This window comes from Alysiella crassa DSM 2578, assembly GCF_000745955.1.
GTDB lineage: Bacteria > Pseudomonadota > Gammaproteobacteria > Burkholderiales > Neisseriaceae > Simonsiella > Simonsiella crassa.
Genome location: NZ_JQKH01000012.1, coordinates 1 through 15,434, shown reverse-complemented (window position 1 = coordinate 15,434; position 15,434 = coordinate 1). Strand labels below are relative to the sequence as shown.

General features: G+C 45.4%; 14 protein-coding genes. 4 read left to right on the top strand and 10 right to left on the bottom strand.

The annotated features are described in order from the left end of the window. Nucleotides 1-3: 3 nt before the first annotated feature. Both Q338_RS03315 and Q338_RS03310 read right to left on the bottom strand, forming a co-directional pair. Nucleotides 4-264 (bottom strand): hypothetical protein, encoded by a 261-nt coding sequence (locus Q338_RS03315; RefSeq protein WP_034291926.1) that lies wholly within the window; start codon nucleotides 262-264, stop codon nucleotides 4-6. A gap of 99 nt (nucleotides 265-363) precedes the next feature. Further along, the gene (locus tag Q338_RS03310) at nucleotides 364-4,302 is read right to left on the bottom strand and encodes a translocation/assembly module TamB domain-containing protein (protein ID WP_084693506.1); all 3,939 of its coding nucleotides are present in this window, start codon (nucleotides 4,300-4,302) and stop codon (nucleotides 364-366) included. Nucleotides 4,303-4,475: 173 nt separating this feature from the next. On the opposite strand from Q338_RS03310, the gene Q338_RS03305 reads away from it, so the two are divergent. Then, complete coding sequence (locus Q338_RS03305) at nucleotides 4,476-5,249, top strand: hypothetical protein (protein ID WP_147293672.1); 774 nt, start codon at nucleotides 4,476-4,478, stop codon at nucleotides 5,247-5,249. Nucleotides 5,250-5,331: 82 nt separating this feature from the next. After that, nucleotides 5,332-5,619 (top strand): hypothetical protein, encoded by a 288-nt coding sequence (locus Q338_RS03300; protein ID WP_244773408.1) that lies wholly within the window; start codon nucleotides 5,332-5,334, stop codon nucleotides 5,617-5,619. Nucleotides 5,620-5,988: 369 nt separating this feature from the next. Here Q338_RS03300 and Q338_RS13680 read toward each other — a convergent pair whose 3' ends face one another. From Q338_RS13680 to Q338_RS03280, 3 genes are read right to left on the bottom strand one after another with little or no spacing between them, the layout of a single operon-like run. Continuing rightward, nucleotides 5,989-6,621: a DUF4303 domain-containing protein gene (locus Q338_RS13680; protein WP_051968461.1), complete on the bottom strand. Its 633-nt coding sequence runs from the start codon at nucleotides 6,619-6,621 to the stop codon at nucleotides 5,989-5,991. A 60-nt stretch (nucleotides 6,622-6,681) separates the two neighbouring features. Further along, complete coding sequence (locus Q338_RS03285; protein WP_034291918.1) at nucleotides 6,682-7,629, bottom strand: phosphatidate cytidylyltransferase; 948 nt, start codon at nucleotides 7,627-7,629, stop codon at nucleotides 6,682-6,684. Next, nucleotides 7,613-8,287 carry a lysophospholipid acyltransferase family protein gene (locus Q338_RS03280; RefSeq protein WP_034291916.1) on the bottom strand — a complete coding sequence of 225 codons (675 nt, stop codon included), beginning with the start codon at nucleotides 8,285-8,287 and terminating at the stop codon, nucleotides 7,613-7,615. The genes Q338_RS03285 and Q338_RS03280 overlap by 17 nt, the downstream gene beginning before the upstream one ends. A gap of 311 nt (nucleotides 8,288-8,598) precedes the next feature. Here Q338_RS03280 and sstT point away from each other — a divergent pair, with 311 nt between their 5' ends. Next, nucleotides 8,599-9,885, top strand: a complete 1,287-nt coding sequence (sstT, locus tag Q338_RS03270) for a serine/threonine transporter SstT (RefSeq protein ID WP_034291911.1) — start codon at nucleotides 8,599-8,601, stop codon at nucleotides 9,883-9,885. A gap of 140 nt (nucleotides 9,886-10,025) precedes the next feature. Here the strand turns inward: sstT and Q338_RS03265 are convergent, their stop codons facing one another. The 3 genes from Q338_RS03265 to Q338_RS03255 form a co-directional block, all read right to left on the bottom strand. Continuing rightward, nucleotides 10,026-10,556 (bottom strand): phosphoribosyltransferase, encoded by a 531-nt coding sequence (locus Q338_RS03265; RefSeq protein WP_034291909.1) that lies wholly within the window; start codon nucleotides 10,554-10,556, stop codon nucleotides 10,026-10,028. Between the two features lie 155 nt (nucleotides 10,557-10,711). Continuing rightward, nucleotides 10,712-10,891 carry a 50S ribosomal protein L32 gene (gene rpmF, locus Q338_RS03260; protein ID WP_034291907.1) on the bottom strand — a complete coding sequence of 60 codons (180 nt, stop codon included), beginning with the start codon at nucleotides 10,889-10,891 and terminating at the stop codon, nucleotides 10,712-10,714. A gap of 36 nt (nucleotides 10,892-10,927) precedes the next feature. Then, a complete protein-coding gene (locus tag Q338_RS03255; protein ID WP_034291904.1) occupies nucleotides 10,928-11,425 on the bottom strand; it encodes a YceD family protein in 498 nt (165 codons plus the stop codon). Between the two features lie 120 nt (nucleotides 11,426-11,545). On the opposite strand from Q338_RS03255, the gene Q338_RS03250 reads away from it, so the two are divergent. Continuing rightward, nucleotides 11,546-12,130 (top strand): Maf family protein, encoded by a 585-nt coding sequence (locus Q338_RS03250; protein WP_034291902.1) that lies wholly within the window; start codon nucleotides 11,546-11,548, stop codon nucleotides 12,128-12,130. Nucleotides 12,131-12,189: 59 nt separating this feature from the next. Here Q338_RS03250 and Q338_RS03245 read toward each other — a convergent pair whose 3' ends face one another. Continuing rightward, nucleotides 12,190-13,992 (bottom strand): tetratricopeptide repeat protein, encoded by a 1,803-nt coding sequence (locus Q338_RS03245; RefSeq protein WP_147293673.1) that lies wholly within the window; start codon nucleotides 13,990-13,992, stop codon nucleotides 12,190-12,192. 118 nt (nucleotides 13,993-14,110) lie between these two features. Continuing rightward, a complete protein-coding gene (gene aroG / locus Q338_RS03240) occupies nucleotides 14,111-15,154 on the bottom strand; it encodes a 3-deoxy-7-phosphoheptulonate synthase AroG (protein ID WP_034291898.1) in 1,044 nt (347 codons plus the stop codon). Between the last annotated feature and the right edge of the window lie 280 nt (nucleotides 15,155-15,434).

Here is a 15,434-nt window from a genome sequence, read left to right as displayed (position 1 = left end):
GGATTATTTCTTGGGTTGGCTCAATGCGTCCAAACGCGCCTGAATATGGGTGTACAAAAATTCGCGTTTTTCCCATAAAAATACTTCAAATTTTTTCAGCGAATAAAATTTCTGCACCATAGTCGGGAAACCTTTGTGCAAAATCGCGGCGATTTCATGGTTCATGGTTTCATCGTCCATGGCGGTTTTCAGGTCGCATTGTTTGGCGTCCAGATATTCGCCCAATTGTTTTTTGATGTAATTGTTGATTTCAAATTGTTGCATGGCGTGTCCTTAATCAAATAAAAAATAGTGTAACAAGTAAGTATAAGCCATTTCTGTGCCAAATGGGAATTCAGGCAGCCTGAAAATCCCATCATGGCATTATTCAGCTTGATTTTTGGGCTTGTGGAATGATTTATCGCGCCCAAACCAGTCAAAATCATCACCATCAAATCGCTTGATGTATTTCACTTCTACGCCCGAAGATTCCGTCCCCAGCCGCGCAATCGCCTGAAATGATTTGCTCAACTGATACACCAGTTTCGCCGATTGGCTCGCCGTTTGCAAACCTGCTTCGTAACCAAAATACAAATCACGATTCAATTGTTTGCCAAAAGTAATCACTTGCTGGGCGGGGTTCATTTCGCCCGTTTGCGCGTTACGCGTTTGCGAACTGGACAAACCAAAATCGTCCACCAAACCCACTTTATCGTTCAGGCTGCCTGCCAAAAACGCGCTTGCTGCCGTTGCCAACGCCGCGTTGTCGGTGCTGCTGCCGCTACTGGGGCGATTTAAAATCAGCCATGACAATTTGTCTTTTTCGCTCATCGGCTCGTTTGCCACCAAAGTAATGCGCGGCGAATTTAAATTGCCCAACACTTCCACCCCCGCTCCGACAGGTGAACCACGCCTTTCGGCACGAATATTCAAATTCGGCTGACTCAAAGGTCCAACAAAGGAAATCAGTCCTTTGGAAATCACCAAATCCTGCCCATACGCCTTGTAGCGACCACGTACCACATGAATGCTGCCCACGCCCGTAACGTCTTGTTGCGGACGCGTTGTCAGCGTTAATTGTCCACCCAATAAAACGCGCAAACCTTCGCCACTAAATTGAAATTTATCATTTAAATCAAATACCAAATTCATATTAAATGGCGTGCTTGCCGATTTTTCAGGCTGCGTTTCGCCCAAGACCACCACATCATCGTCTAGCGTGGGTGCGCTGCTTTCTTGGAAACCAAATTTGCCTTCATCGGTAATCAGTTTGCCATTTAGGGTAAAGCCTTGTTCATTATAGAATAATTGCGTTTTGCCGCTAATGGTCAAATCACGCGTTGCCTGATTCAATGCCTGATATTTGTCAAACACCACCTCCGCATTCACAATCGGCAGGCTGCCTGAATAATCCGCCGTACCCGTTAAAGTCGCCGTGCCGCCGCGCCTAAATTGCAAGGAATCCACCGTCCACACGCGGTCTTGCAAACGCGATTTCAGGCTGCCATCTTTCAGCACAATGCCCGCGCTTTGGTTGCGATAATACAAATTTTCGCCATTAATCGTCCCCACCAATTTCGGCGCAGACAACACGCCCGACACCGCCGCCGCCGCCGCAATCCGCCCCCTAACCGTTTGACCTGTTGGCAAAATATTTTTCAAATTATTCAACTCTGCCACGTCCAAACGCAGCGTGCCGCCCACAGGCGCAGCCAGCAAATCGCCATCGCCAAAACCGCGCAAAATATTGAAATCGCCGCTCGCCTTGCCATAACGCGTGTCGCCGCTAAACTGATTCAAAATCCCTTTTTCCGCCAAACGCGTTTGCAAAACAAAATTATTCAATTCCAACTTGGGTTTACGCGCGGTCGGCAAAATCATATCGCCGCCCAATTGGCGCAAATTCAAATAACCACGCGGTGCATTGCTGTAGCTCAAATCCCACTCGCTCGCCACCACCAAATCATGCTCAATCGGCGGCGTGTAGAAATTATGTAATTGAACCAAATGCACATTTTCCGCTCTGCCTTTGGTGGTAAGCCCATTTTTCTTGTCCCACACAAATTGTTGCAAATTCAGGCTGCCCCCCAATGCCTGCCAACGCGCCGCGCTCAATACCACCCGCTCCGCGCCTGCTTCCAAATTCAGCGTATTTTGCAAACGCAAATCCAACGCCCCCGCCAAATCCAAAGTATTGACTGTGCCTATCCATTGATTTTGTTCAGATAATCCGCCTTTTGCCGCCAGTTTTAACACAAAAGGCTTGCCGTCCAATTTCAGGCTGCCTGCGCCCTGCAAAACGTGGTCGCGCACGCTGCCATTCAACGCCAATTGCACATTGTCAATCGCCGTACCACCCGACACTATGCCCTTGCCATCTACAGCCAACACCAAAGGCGCGGTAAACTCAGGCGAACCTTTGGCTTTAAAATCAAGAGTTTTAATCACGACCACATTGGGAATGGTAAACTCACGCGCTTGACCTGCCAAATCCGCTTCAATTTTTGTCCAACTGTCTTCCGTATTTTTCAGGCTGCCTGAAATATTCGCCAAACCTTTGATTCCAAAACCCAATTGTGCCAAACTAGGCGCATTCACATTCACTTTTAACACATCGTTTTTTCTGCCAAAACTGCCCTGTGTTTGCACAATATTATTGCCCAATTTCACCGACAAATTGGCTTTACTCAAGTGATTGTTTTCATAGGAAACATAGCCATTTCCCGACAAATTCGCCCCCGAAAAATGCGATGGGCGAAAATGCAATTCGGCGTGGTAAGCGTTTCGTGCCACTTCGCCTTGCAGCTTAATGTCGCCATTGATGTTGCTGCTGGGCAAATCAGGATAAAGTTTAGATAAATCAAGCGATTGACTGTTTACATTTGCCATCACATTTTGATTTTTAAACAATTCAAACCGCGCCGCCACATTCGCCACGCCGCCGTTTTGCGGGCGGATTGTGCCGTTTTCCAATAATAAAGTGCGCTGCCCATTTTGCTCATCGCTAATCAGCGACAAAGCACCCTGCACATCGGCGCGTCCCGTGTTCACATCAAACGCCACTTTTGGGCGCACAAACGAACCTGTTGCCATGAGTTTGCCATTGAATGTGCCGTGAAAATGCGTATTGACAATATCTGCGCTGGTCAAATTTTTGATGGCAGCCTGAAGATTGAGCGTTTTTTTCTGCGCGTAAATGCCGCCCGACACATTCACTTCGCCACGTTCCATCAAATTCGCTTGTAAACGGGCAATTTCCACCGCGCCACTCTCGTTCACACGAAAATCGCCCGACAATTGGCGCACGGGAATACCGTTTTTATCGGCGGTGAGTGGCTGATGGTTTTGTAAATTAATTTTTCCTGTTAAACCAATCACATCGCCCAATTCGGGTAACACATTCGCCTGAAAAGTCAATTTGGCTTGCGGCAAAGATTGCAAAAATGCGCGTGGATTAATCCCTTCGCCTTTCAATTGAATATGCCCAATATAATCACGGATATTCGGCGCAAAAGGGTGGAAACTGGTGTCGCCGTCCAGCGAAATCCCCAAGCCTTTGATATTGGTTTTCAGCGCAATGTCTTTCAGGCTGCCTGAAAGTTGCAGCAAATTGTCCACCGCAATGCCGTCCAATTCGCCTTGCGAAGTGAGTTTACCCAACACAGCATAGGGCAACACCGTGTTCAATTGCAGGCTGCCTTGACTATCGCTCCAGTCGGTTTTCAGCGATTGAATATTGAGAATATGATGTTTGTGGTCATAACGATAGGCAGCCTGAACGCGGTGCAACAACACCGTTTTCTGTTTACCCTGCGTGATTTTGCCCACTTGCAGGCTGTCCAAACTGGCGGTGAGCGGCAAGGAAATGCTTTCGGGTAATTTGGGTGGTTCAGCTTTGGGTTTGGGTGGGGTGGGTTTGTTGTCAATATGCACATCGCCAATGTGTAACTGATTGATATGCAAATGCTCTTTCAGCAAATCTTGCGGCTGCCATTTGAAATGCAAATGGCTGGCTTGGATATGCGCGCTTTCCATGTCCACGCTAATCTCGTTCGCCGAAAATCCGTGCCAAATCGTGCCATTTACCGATTTTGCTTGCACATTGACGCCAATTGGCAGTTTTTCAGGCAGCCTGATGGCGTAGCGCAAACCGTCTTCGCTGCCAAACAACCAAATCGCCGCCGCCACCACCGCGCCCACCACCACCGTCAGCAGCAGCACCAAAAATGACACCATGCGGCGCAACCAATGGCGTGTGCGGCGCGGTGGCTGTGGGGGCGTGTTGGGGGTATTGTCGGGTAAAGTGGTGGCTTGGTCGGTCATGGCGCAAGTGAATGGAAATATGAGAATGGTTTGAAATAGGGCGATTGTAACAGGATTTGTGGGGCTGCCGAATAGGGAGACTGGGAGCTATGTTTTTTGCATCGATCTTATTGTAAATTTTATTGACAATTATTTTTATTAATAGAATAATTAATTGCAAAATTAAGCAATAAATGGAAAATAAAAAAATGAAAATAGCAAGAAAATGGCTTTCAGGCTGCCTGACAATATTGTTGGCGGCGGCGTGTCAGCCAAGTATCACACAAACCAAAATGGCTTCATCGCCCAGCCCAGCCCAAAGGGTTCAGGCTGCCTGCAAAAATCTGCATAAGGTGGTGGATATTGATGATTTACTGAAGCAAATGTATGACAATTTAGACAGCCAATGTTTGTTTGAAATGCCACAAGAAATGCTCATTCAAATTTGGGGTATTCCAGTTATTGATTCTATGAAAGAAGAGGTGGAATTGAATAAACAATTAGAAAATGAAATTTTTAATGAAAAAAATACTTTATATATTTACAGAACAAGCAATATTAAAGAAATAAATGGGAAGGTGGAAAAATTTGCTTCTTTACATGTTTATACCAGCCCAAAGTTTAAACAAGTAAATTTGTCATTTGGCGGTTCTTTAGATAAAGGGCAATATCCCAACATCTTACCCCCACCGTTCATCAAGCAACTATCTTTAGAAGAAATTAATGAAGATGGTTTTTTGACTAGTTTTATAGAAAATGAAAAAGAACGGTCTGAACTCCAAGCTAAACTACCAAAACAAAATATTTACCAACCCAATACACGATATTATTGGATAAATCCCAAAAAATTACCTAATTACCCTATTTTATATATGGAAACCCTGCCATTGTCCCCATTTAATTTGTCAAATAGTACTTTTCCCAATACTATTGAATTAATACAGTATGCCTACATTTTAAACCACTAATCTTTTTAGGAGTATATTATGAATATTAACTTTGATTATGTATCTACTTTGAAACAATCTCTTCAATATAATGATACAGATATTGCCAATAATAGCTCAAACTAAAAAAGATTTTGATGTTTTATATGGTGGTAAAGGTAAAGACATCATCAAAGGAAATACAGGTAAAGACATTATCATTGGTGGAGATGATGTAGATACCCTACATGGTCATGCAGGCGATGATATTTTAGGTGGTAATCAAGGAGATGACCATTTATATGGTGGTAGAGGTAGTGATTTACTGAAAGGTGGTGTAGGTAATGACACCTATCACTTAATTGCTAATGATATTACCAATTCTAACGATACTGATACCATTCACGACTAAAGATAATCAAGGTAAAATTTTGATTGCCAATGTGGACATCAGTAAAGCCAAATGGGTAAACAAAGGCAATGGCGTTTTTCAGGCTGCCGACCAAAAATGGCAATTAAAATTAATTGGCACAGATTGGGAAATCACAGGCATGAACGGCAGCAGCCTGAAAAGCAAAATTATTGTGAAAGATGCAGCTTTAACTGCTACCGCTTTTGGCTTAACCCTCCCCAAAGCTGCAAGCGCAAGCTCTCGTTCTGTAAGCGCAAACGAACACGCTTTCCTTACCAACTCCATTTCCGCCGCCAACAATTTGATTTCCGCCATGAGTAATCTAGGTAAATCAGGCAGCCTGAATTTGATTTTCAGGCTGCCTAAACATTACGCCCCACCCTCTTCATCGTCATACACTTCATACAAATCATCTACCCAAGCGCGAACCGTTGCCGTGAGGCTGCCTGAAATGTCTTCGTCCCAACGCTGCACAAATGCTTGGTGCAACGCCGCCGAATTGAGTATCGCCGAAGATTGGTCGTCCACCTCTTCATCAAAAATATCCACATAATGCACATACAACACCAGCTCGCCGCGAGCGCGCTCCTTGCCAAACACGCCGCGTTCATCGCAGGTTTTCAACGCGGCAATCAGGCAATCTTGATAATCGTGGCGCAATTGCGTGTAGCGGATTTGGTCATCGTCTTCAATGCGGCGACTGATGGCGGTGATGGTTTGGTGAACACGATTGTCGGCAAAATTACCATCGTATTTCCACTCGCTCGGATACCAAAACCAAAGCGTGTCTTCCGTTTCCGCGTCATCGTCTTCTTCCAACGACTGCGCGAGTGCGTCCACCGTGTTTGCCGCGCAGAAAAAGCCACAGGGATATTCCACCAAGCCCAAAGCAAAGGCGTAAATTTTCTCATCGCCCGTTTTGTGGCGAATATCCGCCATCGCTTCGGTGATTTCGGCAACGGCGAAATCGTGGATTTGTTGTTTTTGCTTATCGGTGAGCATATTCTTATTCCTTGTTTATATTGGGAATAAAGGTTTCAGGCTGCCTGAACAAGACACCCCTTACCCCCAATAATACCGCACAATATGAAAGAAAATCGGCGCAGCAAAACACACACTGTCCACCCTATCCAACATACCACCATGCCCGTCCAACATCTTGCCCCAATCTTTCACACCATAGCTGCGCTTAATGCCCGACATCACCAAACCGCCAAAAAAACCCATCGTGCAAATCAGCAAACCAATCAAGGCAGCCTGAAACGGCGTAAACGGCGTCAGCCAATACAAACACCCCGCCAACACAGTCGCCGCCCCAATGCCACACACCATGCCCACCACCGTTTTATTGGGCGACAAGGCTGGCATGATTTTTTTCTTACCAAACAGTTTGCCAAAAATAAATTGCAACACATCAGACATCTGCACCACCAACACAAAAAACATCAGCAGCAACAAATTGCGGTCTTCAAAACCCTTAATTTGCAAATTCATTATCATCGGCACATGCGACAAGCAATACAGCGTAACCATCGCGCCCCATTGAATTTTCGCCGTGCGCTCAAAAATTTCCTTCGTGTCGCCGCTAAACGCCGTGATAATCGGCAAAATCAAAAACGCATACACAGGAATAAACACGCTGAACATGCCATACCAATCCGTCATCACCAAATAATATTGAATCGGCAAGAGCAAATAAAAACACACCACAATCGCGTCATGGTCGCCACGTCGCCGATAAATCAGCGTCATAAACTCGCGCAGCGCAGCAAAGGACACCCCAAAAAACAAAATAATCGTGCCAATGCGGTCAAACCAAAACGCACACAGCAGCATAATCACAATCAACCACCACGAGCGTATCCGCGCATTTAAATTATTCACCGCATCACTTTGCGGGTGGCGATTTTTCAACCAATTGCCCACCCCATGCGCCACGCACAACGCCACCAACACACCCAAAAAAATATAGCCCGCATCAATCGGTAAAGGTTTATACAGCGTTTGCATGATGGCTACCTCGTTTGGTTTCTGGGGCAAGCGCAAGCAGGGCATTGCGCGTGCGTTCTAAAAATTCATCTTTACTTTCATTCGGGTGCAAAGCCATTTCTTCGCCAATAAACACATCACAAATAATCGGTACAGGAATCAGCTTGCCTTTGGGCAACACGCGATTAATATTGTCTATCCAAATGGGCACAAAACGCACATCAGGATTTTCACGCGCCAAATGGTAAATCCCGCTTTTAAAAGGCAATAAAATGGTTTGATCATCGGTATTGCGCGTGCCTTCGGGGAAAATAATCAATGATGAACCATTGCTAATCTCTTCAGTCATTTGCATGGTGATGGCTTTGGGGTCGTTACCATTACGCATAATCAGTAAAGCATTGAAAACATTTTGAATAATAAATTTACGGATTTTGCCTTGCAACCAATAATCTGCGCCCGCCACAGGACGCACCACTTTACGCCATTTGTGCGGCAAAGAAATCCACACCATCACAAAATCGCCATGACTGGCATGATTGGCAAAATACACTTTATTATCGGGGGTAAAATTCAGGTCGCCTTCAAATTTTGGGCGAACCCCTGTGATAAATGAAACGAAAGCAGACAAACTGCGGTCTATTATCCATGCGATGATTTTACTAATGAATTTCGGCATCACATTCTCAATTTGTAATAAAAGAAAAACGTATTTTAACGCTTTTTTGCATTTCAGGCTGCCTGAAAATAGAAAAGTGATGGAGAAAGGAGACAGTTTTCAGGCTGCCTGTCCATACAAGATGACAGTAAGCACCGTGTACACCAAGTACATAAGGATGTTTTTGGCACTGTAAATTTTTTTGATAATCATGTTCCCAAAAAATCCTTTCAGGCAGCCTGAAAGCGTTTTTCTTTCCATTTAGCGCATTTTTATTTTACAATAAACCCATATTAACATTTCTTTGCAAACACATTCACACAGGTATCATCATGACTGAAACCGTCAAAAAACCCAAAATCAGCCTGATTTGGCAAATCATCATCGGGCTAGTTCTCGGCGCAGCCATCGGGCAACACGCCAATTATGTCATCAACACACCCAATTCAGGTTTTAACCCCGCCACCGCGCAAACGGTGGTGGAAGTTATTGGCATTTTAGGCAGCCTGTTTGTGGGTGCATTAAAAGCCGTTGCACCGTTTTTAGTTTTTGTTTTGGTAACTTCTGCCGTTGCCCGCCACAATCACGGCGTGAAAACCAATATCCGCCCTATTCTCATTTTGTATTTACTGGGTACATTTGGCGCGGCGTTGGTTGCCGTGTTGGGTAGCTTTATGTTTCCCAGCACCATCACACTGGTAGCGGCAGACGCGGTGGATGTGCGCCCGCCTGAAGGGATTGGCGCGGTTTTGAAAAACCTGCTGATGAATCTCGTCAGCAACCCATTCGCTTCATTGGTAAACGCCAACTATATTGGGATTTTGTTCTGGGCGGTGTTGCTGGGTTTAGCCTTACGCCGTGCTTCGCAAGCCACACTGGACATGATTCATGATTTATCCGATGCAGTTACGGCAGTGGTACACGGCGTGATTAAATGTGCGCCTTACGGTATTTTTGGTTTGGTAACCGTAACCGCCGCCACCACAGGTTTCCCCAAAATGATGGCAGAATATGGGCAACTGATTGGCGTATTGCTGGCGTGTATGGCATTTGTGGCATTTGTATTTAATCCATTGATTGTGTTTATGAAAATCCGCAAAAACCCTTACCCGCTTGTCTTACAATGTTTACGCGAAAGCGGTGTACCCGCCTTTTTCACCCGCTCATCAGCTGCCAATATTCCCGTAAACATCGCTTTGGCGAAAAAACTAAATTTGCAAGAAGAAACCTACAGCGTGTCCATTCCATTGGGCGCGACCATCAATATGGCGGGCGCGGCGATTACCATTACTGTGCTGACACTCGCCGCCGCCCACACGCAAGGCATTCAAGTGGATTTCCTGACCGCCCTATTATTGAGTTTGCTGGCGACCATCGGCGCGTGTGGTGCTTCGGGCGTACCGGGGGGGTCGCTGCTGCTGATTCCATTGGCGTGTAATTTATTCAACATTCCCAATGACATTGCCATGCAAGTGGTGGCGGTGGGCTACATCATTGGCGTGATTCAAGATTCCGCCGAAACCGCGCTCAATTCGTCCACAGACGTACTGTTTACTGCCGCCGCCGACATCGCTGCCGAACGCGAAAAAGCCGCGCAAGTGTATTCAGAAAACCCCTAAATAAAACCCTAAATAAAACAAGGCAGCCTGAACACTTTTCAGGCTGCCTGATGATAGTCATAGAAATGAAAATAGTACATAAGGCGTTGGCAACGCCGTACTGCTTTTTCAGTTCTGCGACTATATTTGATTTTTTCTAATTAACCATGTTCCACACGCGCATTATGCGCGTCAATATCCAGCGCGTCCCAAGGATAATGAATCCACCAATCTTCCACTTCCACGCCCGCATAATAGCGCACATTAAACGGAATTTTGCCCTTTTTCTGCTTCAACTTATTGTGAATCACCGCAAAACCAATTTCCGTAAACTGCCCACATTCCACAAATTCGCGCAACACAAAATCGGCGGTTACACGGCTATCGTCCACTTCGTCCACCACCAAAATATTTTTGCCAATTAATTTGTCGGGAATCGGGTCAAGCCATTGCACTTTCTGAATTTCATTTGCCGTTGCGCCACTGCCCGACTCGTCCAAATAATACGCCGTAGAAACCGCGTAAATCGGAATATCCAAAAACGAGCGCAACATACGCGCAGGAATAAAGCCACCACCGCCAATTGCCACCATTGCATCGTATTTCACGCCATCGGCTTGAATTTTCTCGGCAATTTTTTTCATGGTGCTGTGAATATCGTCATAAGTGTACCAAATTTTTTTGACTGTCATGTTCTCGTTCTCCAAAGTAAAATCTTCAGGCTGCCTTTCATTACCCTACGCCAAATTTTGTAGCGTACTGAAAGGCTGCCTGAAAACAAAAAAGCCAGCCGATATTGCAGAAGCGCACAATCGCTGGCTTTTTTCTCAATCCTACGCCGCTAGAATTACTCGCCTTTGGCTTTCGTTACTTTGCGACCACGGTACATACCGTTTGGAGAGATGTGGTGTGGGCGATGAACTTCGCCAGTTGCCGTGTCCACAGACAAAGCAGGCGCAGTCAAAGCATCGTGTGAACGGTGCATACCACGACGAGAAGGGGATTTTTTGTTTTGTTGAACAGCCATTTCAAGCTCCTGAAAAATAATAAAAAATTAAAAAGTTTAACCTTTTTTCAAACCGGCCAATACGCCAAACGGATTGGGTTTATCTTGATTCACTTTGTCTAAATTAACATTGCCACAATCATCGTGTTTCGGCGAAATGGGCAAAGCCATCAGTAATTGGTCTTCCACCAAAGTTAAAATATCCAACTCATCGGTTAAAATCATGCCGTCCAATTCATCATCGGCAAGCATGGCTTCGTCCAATTTGTCTTCATTGTCAAACAGCACAATTCGCGCCTGTTCGTTCACGGGGAAATCCACAGGGTTCATGCAGCGTTGGCAATTCAGTTTCAGGCTGCCTGAAACGGATAAATCTAAAAATGGGCGTTGCCACCTATCCACGCCGCCTGTTAGGGTGTAGTGAATATGGGTGGCAGTATCGGCAATGTCGGGCGACCAAGTACGCTTGTCTAACTGATTGAGTAACACGCTGCCGTGGCGCGTTTCTTGTTTGATGACAAACGCTTGTGGGTCAATCAAGATTCGGTTTAACATAAACAGGGCATGATATAATTTTATGGCTTGGCAGTCAATATTTTTTCGGGAAATTCAAGAGATAAACTGTTTTCAGGCTGCCTGAAAATGCCCTTTTTTTATTTTAAATAGGATTTTATGATGACATTACCGCTTATTCTCGCGTCCACATCGGTTTTCAGGCAGCAACAATTGCGTACTTTGGGCGTGGATTTTACCGCCGCCAAACCCATGTTTGACGAAACGCCTCTGCCCCACGAAACCGCACCCAACACCGCTTTGCGTTTGGCAATCGGCAAGGCGCAGTCGCTGGCGCAGATTTATCCGCAACATTTGATTATTGGCGCAGACCAAGTGGCGTGGTGCCACCATACCCAACTTGGCAAACCGATGTCGGTGGAAAAAGCGGCGGCAATGTTGCGCGAATTATCAGGGCAACGCATTGAATTTTATAGTGCTTGCTGCGTGCTGGACACGCGTTCAGGCAGCCTGAAAAGTCATGTGGACACCACAATTGTGCAAATGCGCGAATTGTCCGATGCACAAATTGCGCGTTATTTGGCGCGCGAACCCGATGCGATTTACTGTGCAGGTGCAGCAAAAAGCGAAGGTTTGGGTGCGGCTTTATTGCGCCGAATTGACAGCACAGACCCACACGCTTTGATTGGTTTGCCGATTTTTTGGCTGGTTGATTGTTTAAATGATTTTGGGCTAGAAATTATTTAAATTGATAAAAACACAGGCAGCCTGAAAGATTCTTTCAGGCTGCCTGTGTTTTTGTGCGATTAATCCGCGCTGGTTACAGGACGAAATTGCGCCACAGGGGGTTGCAGCACATTTACATTTTCCAATTCATTGATTTTTTTCTGAATAAAATCAGCTAATTCTTGCACCAAAACCGATTGCTCATGCTGCGGCGACACCAAAGCCAACGCCGCCACTTTTTCACGCGCCACCAGCAGCAAATCGCGTTTTGCCGCATTATCATCGCCTAATACGCTGATTTCATGATACAAAATGGTACGCCAATTCGCGGCGGCAGCCTGCAAATTCGGCTCAATTTCCAAAGCACGATGAAAACGCTGCTCCGCCAATTGCCACAAACGCTGCGCTTCCCCCACATTCGCTTCATCAAGCTGCACCAACAAATCCGCTTCCTTCGCCAACACCAAACCCCACGAATTTGCGGTTTCAAAACGGTTTTTATTGATTTCCAAAGCAGCCTGAAAATGCTCGCCCGCCTGTTTCCACAAAGAACGCGCTTCGTCTGCATTTTGATTGATTTGCAAAACTGCGTCTGCTTCCTTGTTAAACGTCATGCCCGCGTTGTGGGCGGCTGCGTCAAATTCTGGCGTAATATCCAATGCTTGCGCAAATTTTTCACGCGCAGACTGCCATAAAATACGCGCTTCCGCCAAATGCTCCGTGCTGGTTTGCACCAAAGCGGTGGCTTCATCGGTCAGCGTATTGCCCCAATTAAACGCGGCTTCCGTTCGTTGCTCGTCCACGTCCAAAGCCATGCGGTATTTTTCACGCGCCGCCAACCACAATTGCCGCGCTTCAGGCAGCTTTTGCGAATCCGATTGCGCCACCAAACGTGCTTCACGCTCCAACAGATTCCCCCATTGATACGCGCTTTCCACGTTATTTTCATTCATTTCCAATGCTTTTTGGAAATATTGTTGCGCATAAAACCATTTTTGGCGCACTTCAGCCAAATTTTGCGAACCTTGTTGCCATAACACTTCGCCTTCTTGATACGCCTGAATGCCGCTTTGATGAGCCGCATAATGAATCATTTGATTTAATTCACCATCTTTGCTTTTTTCCGTCAGCAACAAAGGCAAATATAAATCATGCAAACGGCGATAAAATTCAGGCTGCCTGTCTGTGCCATTGAATGCGGCGGCATTTTTTAGCGCAAGTGCTTGATTCAATTGTGTTGCCAAAAAATGTTTTTGTTGTCCCAATTGCAAAAATTCAGGCACCGCCGCCAAAACCATTTGCCACAACACGCCAGCCTGTTGCCATTGCTGCGCTGCTTGCTGCCAAGCCGTCTCATTTTCTTGTGTACTGGCTGCATTAAATGCTTGTTTTGCTTGCCAATCTTGTTGCACCGCTCGCGCCAATAAACGCGCTTCAAAATCCGCCGCTTCCGAAGTCAAAACTTGTTTAATCAAAGATTTAATATGATTTACTTCACTCACATGCGGCTGTTCAGACAGCCCATCGTATAGGCGCAATAAATCATGTACCTTGCGCTCAATTTCATTTTTCTGATGAGAAAGCTGATTGTATTCATCAAGATGTAAACGCGCTTGCGCCAAATAAACCTGTGCTTGCTGCAATTTACCGTTCAGCGACAAATAAGAAACCGCCAGCGAAACCAAAGCCACCGCCGCCGCCAACGCCAACAATGCGCCAAAAAGCGTAAACACCGTGCTAATCGCTGCCCACAATTGCGTTGGGTCGCGGAAATGCTGCAACAGCAATATCGCCAAAAACGTGGACACGCCAATCAATACAATTACGCCGCACAAAAACAGGATTGCGTTCCAAAAAGACCATTTTGTAGAAGATTGGCTCATCATCATCGCCCGAACATTAAAAAACGCGATTATAACATTTTCAGGCAGCCTGAAACACAAAAAACTGCCCGAAAATCAGTTTCCCATTTTCAGACAGCTTTTTGTTTTTTATATTAATTTATACGCGGTGCGCGTTTGCTTTTGCCAATAAATCCAATAAGATTTCCGTTGTATCCCAGCCGATACACGCGTCCGTGATACTTTTGCCATACACTTCAGGTTTGTCTTGGCGACCTTCCTGTAAATGGCTTTCCACCATCACGCCCATAATATTGTTTTCGCCATCACGCAATTGTTGCGCCACATCTTCCGCCACCAGCATTTGGCGGGTATAGTCTTTATTGCTGTTTGCATGACTAAAATCCACCATTAATTTCGGCGTAACCCCTGCTTTAGTCAATTGTTCGGTGGCAGCCTGAACGTGTTTGGCGTCATAATTTGGCTCTTTTCCACCACGCAAAATCACATGACAATCAGGATTGCCCGCCGTATGCACAATTGCCGAATGCCCTGTTTTCGTTACCGATAAAAAATGATGGGGGTGCGAAGCCGCGCCAATCGCGTCAATCGCAATTTTCAGATTGCCGTCCGTACCGTTTTTGAAACCAACGGGGCAAGACAAACCGCTTGCCAATTCACGGTGAACTTGGCTTTCTGTGGTACGCGCACCGATTGCGCCCCACGAAATCAAATCCGCATAATATTGTGGCGTAATCATATCCAAAAATTCAGTGGACGCGGGCATACCCAAATTATTCAAATCCAACAATAATTTACGCGCTTGTCGCAAACCAAAATTAATGTCAAAACTACCGTCCAAATGCGGGTCATTAATCAAACCCTTCCAACCAACTGTGGTACGCGGCTTTTCAAAATACACACGCATGACAATCAACAATTCTTTTTCATATTTTTTACGCAATGGCAATAAGCGTTGCGCATATTCCATTGCCGCTTTCGTATCATGAATGGAACACGGTCCAATAATCACCAATAAACGATTGTCTTTACCCGATACCAAATCGGCGATTTCTGCACGCGTTTGCGTAACCAAATCAGCCACTTGCTCCGTGATGGGCAATTCATACAAATGCGCAATTGGCGGCAACAATTCCATAATACCATTAATGCGAACATCATCTGTAGATTTTAAGCGGTTCATGTGTACATTCCTATTTTGATTATGTAAAGTGTAAGAGTAGCAGTTTTGCCGCATTCATTCAAGAGCAGAATTAAATTTATTAGAATTTTATTGCGTTTATCTCTATAAATAGTATTTTCAATAAAATTAAATTCCATTTATTTTAATATTTAACGCATATTATTTTAAATAATTTCATGCCTCCGCAAAATAAAACCCCAGACTACTGTTTCTAGTAGACTGGGGTTTTGTGTAAATAGTTTGGCGATGACCTACTTTCGCATACGATTGTATACTATCA

Coding starts and splice junctions, on each gene's coding strand:
- Q338_RS03315 (WP_034291926.1), bottom strand. CDS start 264: ATGCAACAATTTGAAATCAACAATTACATCAAAAAACAATTGGGCGAA.
- Q338_RS03310 (WP_084693506.1), bottom strand. CDS start 4,302: ATGACCGACCAAGCCACCACTTTACCCGACAATACCCCCAACACGCCC.
- Q338_RS03305 (WP_147293672.1), top strand. CDS start 4,476: ATGGAAAATAAAAAAATGAAAATAGCAAGAAAATGGCTTTCAGGCTGC.
- Q338_RS13680 (WP_051968461.1), bottom strand. CDS start 6,621: ATGCTCACCGATAAGCAAAAACAACAAATCCACGATTTCGCCGTTGCC.
- Q338_RS03285 (WP_034291918.1), bottom strand. CDS start 7,629: ATGCAAACGCTGTATAAACCTTTACCGATTGATGCGGGCTATATTTTT.
- Q338_RS03280 (WP_034291916.1), bottom strand. CDS start 8,287: ATGCCGAAATTCATTAGTAAAATCATCGCATGGATAATAGACCGCAGT.
- sstT (WP_034291911.1), top strand. CDS start 8,599: ATGACTGAAACCGTCAAAAAACCCAAAATCAGCCTGATTTGGCAAATC.
- Q338_RS03265 (WP_034291909.1), bottom strand. CDS start 10,556: ATGACAGTCAAAAAAATTTGGTACACTTATGACGATATTCACAGCACC.
- rpmF (WP_034291907.1), bottom strand. CDS start 10,891: ATGGCTGTTCAACAAAACAAAAAATCCCCTTCTCGTCGTGGTATGCAC.
- Q338_RS03255 (WP_034291904.1), bottom strand. CDS start 11,425: ATGTTAAACCGAATCTTGATTGACCCACAAGCGTTTGTCATCAAACAA.
- Q338_RS03250 (WP_034291902.1), top strand. CDS start 11,546: ATGACATTACCGCTTATTCTCGCGTCCACATCGGTTTTCAGGCAGCAA.
- Q338_RS03245 (WP_147293673.1), bottom strand. CDS start 13,992: ATGAGCCAATCTTCTACAAAATGGTCTTTTTGGAACGCAATCCTGTTT.
- aroG (WP_034291898.1), bottom strand. CDS start 15,154: ATGAACCGCTTAAAATCTACAGATGATGTTCGCATTAATGGTATTATG.